This is a genomic window from Carnobacterium sp., from assembly GCF_032094055.1.
Classification (GTDB): domain Bacteria; phylum Bacillota; class Bacilli; order Lactobacillales; family Carnobacteriaceae; genus Carnobacterium_A.
This window is the reverse complement of sequence record NZ_DAMDAK010000086.1, coordinates 6804-10903: the sequence shown is the minus strand read 5'-3', so window position 1 is coordinate 10903 and position 4100 is coordinate 6804. Positions and strand designations below refer to the sequence as shown.

Annotated in this window: 3 protein-coding genes; 2 read left to right on the top strand and 1 reads right to left on the bottom strand. The window is 37.2% G+C overall.

Annotation, left to right across the window (positions count from 1 at the left end; all coding sequences use genetic code 11):
* Nucleotides 1–142: 142 nt before the first annotated feature.
* Entirely contained in the window at nt 143–1843 is a 1701-nt protein-coding gene (locus tag RT405_RS11345) for an NFACT RNA binding domain-containing protein (protein WP_313469755.1), read from the bottom strand.
* Between the two features lie 257 nt (nt 1844–2100).
* Here RT405_RS11345 and RT405_RS11340 point away from each other — a divergent pair, with 257 nt between their 5' ends.
* Together RT405_RS11340 and trpX are read left to right on the top strand one after the other, a co-directional pair.
* Nucleotides 2101–2796 carry a carbonic anhydrase family protein gene (locus RT405_RS11340; protein WP_313469754.1) on the top strand — a complete coding sequence of 232 codons (696 nt, stop codon included), beginning with the start codon at nt 2101–2103 and terminating at the stop codon, nt 2794–2796.
* A gap of 485 nt (nt 2797–3281) precedes the next feature.
* The coding region (trpX, locus tag RT405_RS11335) for a tryptophan ABC transporter substrate-binding protein (protein ID WP_313469753.1) at nt 3282–4100 on the top strand (819 nt) is incomplete at its 3' end.

Here is a 4100-nt window from a genome sequence, read left to right as displayed (position 1 = left end):
CCAGTGAATTGGAAAAAATAAAACCGATCTGCGAATACATTTGCTAAACTTCTTGAACAAAACAAAACCCCTGAAGGACGTTAGTAACAACATCCTTCAGGGGTTTTGTACTATGTTTTAGTTTATGCTATACCACTTAGATCTAAACCTTTAATTTATCGACTAATGCTTTATCAGGCGTTACAAAAACCGTCCGTTGCCCTTCATAAATCACAAAACCTGGTTTAGCGCCATTGGGTTTTCGTATCTTTTTCACTTCTACTACATCAACAGGAACAGAAGCTGACAGCTGCGATTTTGAGAAGAAAGCAGCGATATTAGCTGCTTCCAAAATAGTTGTTTCAGAAGGATCGTTACTTTGAATGATCACATGTGAACCAGGGATATTTTTCGTATGCAGCCAGATATCAGATTTTCTAGCTGTTTTCAAGGTCAACTGATCATTTTGTAAATTGTTTTTTCCAACTAGAATAGAATCACCGTCACTTGATACATATTTATCAGGTGCACTGGCTTTTTGTCTTTTTTGTTTCTTCTTCGTTTTCTTTTTCAAATAGCCTTGCTGAATCAATTCTTCTTTGATCTCAGCAATATCTTTAGGCGTTGCAAGTTCTAATTGCGTTGAGACAGAATCCAGGTAAGCAATTTCTTCATTAGTCAATCGAATTTGTTCGGTAACAAAAATAATGGCATTTTTTAATTTTTGGTATTTTGAAAAATACTTCTGCGCATTTTGAGAAGGAGTGCTTCTTGGATTTAAAGCGATAGTCACCGGGCGATCGTCATCATAAAAATTAGCTAAGGTAACTTCCGTTTGCCCTTTATGCAACTCATGCAGATAAGCAGTCAATAGTTCGCCACGTATTCGGTAATCATCTGCTAATTCTGTTTCAGCCATTGTTTTTTCAAGTTTTTTTAGTTTTTTAACGTTTCGCTGCAACTCAGTTTGTACCACATGGATTAAATCTGCTCCTTGTTGTTGTACGCGGTCCTTTTCCGCTTTACTTTGATAATACTGGTCTAAAAGAGTACTCAATGTCGAATAGCTTTCAGATTCTCCATCTAAACTAAGATAAGGAACCGGTGTAAAGAACGTTTTTTTCTTTACCTGTGTTAAAGTGGGTGCAATTTTACCTTGCCGAATCGTTTCAATAAAAGATTGTACAACTTCTGGAAGCTTATCCAATTGCTCTTCACTGCGGTAGATTAGTTCATTGGCTGTATCTGAACCAATTCCTTGATAGGTTTGTTGGAATTTTTTAGTCAAGGAAAGCTCAACAGGATTTTCAAGCACTTCAATTAAGGCTGCATTGGTCGTTTCAAATGGATTTAATTTATCTTGATGAGGAGGCGTAACATAAGTTGCACCTGGCATCACTGCTCGATACGTATTTTGACTAGCAGGAACATGTTTGATCGTGTCCATGATTCGCTGAGTGTCCTGCTCAACCAAGAACAGATTACTGTGTCGTCCCATCAATTCAACAATCAGCATGATATTTTGGATATCGCCTAATTCATCACGGCTTTTAAATGTAAAATGAATAATGCGGTCATTTCCAACTTGTTGAATATTTTCTAAAACAGCACCTTCTAAATGTTTCCGCATCACCATACAAAAATTAGGCGGAGCACTTGGATTTTCATATGGAATCTCAGTCAACTGAATCCGAGCATAACTAGGATGCGCAGATAACAACAGCTTATGATTTTTCCCCTTCGCACGTATAACTAGTATAATTTCATTTTTATACGGTTGATGTACTTTAGATACTCGGCCGTTGCTGAGTGCATAACGTAACTCGTCAACCATTGCATGGGTAAAGATACCATCAAATGACATATTTTGCCCTTCTTTCTTTAGAATAGATTATTTAAACAGCTGCTTTCTTTCATTTAAAGAAAACAACGACAATCTATCGTTATTATGATCGTATGTTTAATTATAACATGTTTAGCAAGAATGTATATGCATCAAGGAAGCCGCCTAGAAATTCAGCTCAAAAATACAAAACAGTTGAAAAAGATATTTAAAGAAAGGTAAAATACAACTAATCACTATTTTAGAAATAGGAAAATTTAACTTTAAAGGAGAATATAATGGATTGGTGTTATGAAGGAGAACGAGGACCTGAACACTGGAAAGACATCTGTCAAGCTTTCAAAACAGCAGAAGAGGGTAGTTTGCAGTCTCCCATTCAATTGAGTGAAAACGAGGTCACAAAAAAAATCAGTCAACAGTCGCTAACGATTCGTTACCATACGACACGTTTTGAGACATCTTTTTTTAACCATACAGTGCATTTGAGTCCCTTGGCAGGTGAAGGGTTGAATTCAGTCTTTTTTAATCATAAAAGATACATACTAGAGGATCTGCATTTTCATTTGCCAAGCGAACATGAAATCAATCATGAGTCTTTTCCACTAGAATTTCATTTGGTTCACCGCTCAAGAGAAAATGAATTACTGGTTTTAGGAATTACCGTTCTTCCAAACAAAGAACCGGCAAACCCAGAAATGGCTCGCATGGACAGTTTAGCTTTAAATCCCAGAATTTCTGGCCGCGGGTTAGAAGTTCCGATCGACTTAGCTAATATTTTACCGGCCAAACAACAATTTTTTCATTATAGCGGTTCATTAACAACACCGCCGACTTCAGGGCCCGTAGAATGGATCGTTTTTCGACATCAAACTTATATGCGCAAAGGATTGTTGCAAGCTTTCAAAGAGAATGTCGGCAAAACAAACCGTCCCTTGCAGCCGATCGCTAACCGGCCTATTTTCTTATCTGAATAAAATAAAACATTCTTAAAGAAAATGACCATTTGTCTTGACTCTTATGAAAGCAACGAGTAAGATAAATCTAATAAGTTCTTAATCAACCAAAAGGAGTGTTTGTCATGAATCCATTTTTACCTATCGCTATGAATTTAAATAATCGTTGGCAAAGCCAAGATAGATAGGTTGATTTATGAAGCTTCTTCATAGGTACAGCCTTCAGGTAACACGCTGAACTTGTATCTATGTTGGTTTATTTGAACACACGTGAAAACGACCTGCATAGAGTAAAACATTTATTCTATGTGGAGTCGTTTACTATAAACAGCTACCACAAGTACTTTTGTGGAGCTGTTTATTTTTTTATCTTCAGTAGTCAAAATAATAGAAATAAAGGAGTAAAATAAAATGTCTTTTCTTTTTACGAAACGATGGCATTGCTTTAACAAAACACCACATGCGAAATGAAAGATACGTTAACTACTTACTTTGGAGGGAAAAGCATGAAAAAAATGATTGGATTTATCAGTGTATTAGCACTAATTTTAACGTTTGCATTTTTTACCGAGCAAACTAAAACAACCACTTCAACAAAAAAAGAGTTGCCCATAGTAGGTGTCTTACAACTAACCAGCCATCCTGCTCTTGATAAGATTTATGAAGGTATCATTGATGCTTTAAACGAAGAAGGATTTATTGATGGAGAAACCATGGTATTGGACTTTCAAAATGCTCAAGGCGATCAAAGCAATTTGAATTCTATGAGTGCTCGATTTGTAAGTCGGAATGCAGCCGTTATGGTGGGCATCGCCACTCCAGCTGCTCAAGCGCTAGCTAATAGTTCTCAAGAGATCCCGATTATTTTAGGAGCTGTCAGCAATCCTGAAGAAGCTGGGTTGGTTGCCAGCAATGAAAAACCTGGTGGGAACATCACCGGTGTCAGTGATCTGACTCCAATTAAAGAACAGTTTGAATTGATCAAGGAACTTTTACCAGAAGCAAAAAAAATTGGCATTCTTTATTCATCCAGTGAAGACAATTCGATCGTTCAAGCTAAACAGGCTGCTGACATTGCTGCCGCTATGGGATATGAAACAACTACTTTAACTGTCTCTTCAACGAATGACGTTTCACAAGTCAGTTCTTCATTGGCTAGCCAAGTAGATGCTATTTGGGTTCCGACAGATAATACCATAGCCAGTGCGATGAATACTTTAATTGCGGCCACTGATGCCAAACACATTCCGGTATTTCCAGCTGTGGATACAATGGTAGAAGAAGGCGGATTAGCAACGATCGGATTAAATCAATATGAATTAGGG

Bases quoted from the DNA above. Each gene is read 5' to 3' on its own strand.
- RT405_RS11345 (WP_313469755.1), bottom strand. From the start codon at position 1,843: ATGTCATTTGATGGTATCTTTACCCATGCAATGGTTGACGAGTTACGT.
- RT405_RS11340 (WP_313469754.1), top strand. From the start codon at position 2,101: ATGGATTGGTGTTATGAAGGAGAACGAGGACCTGAACACTGGAAAGAC.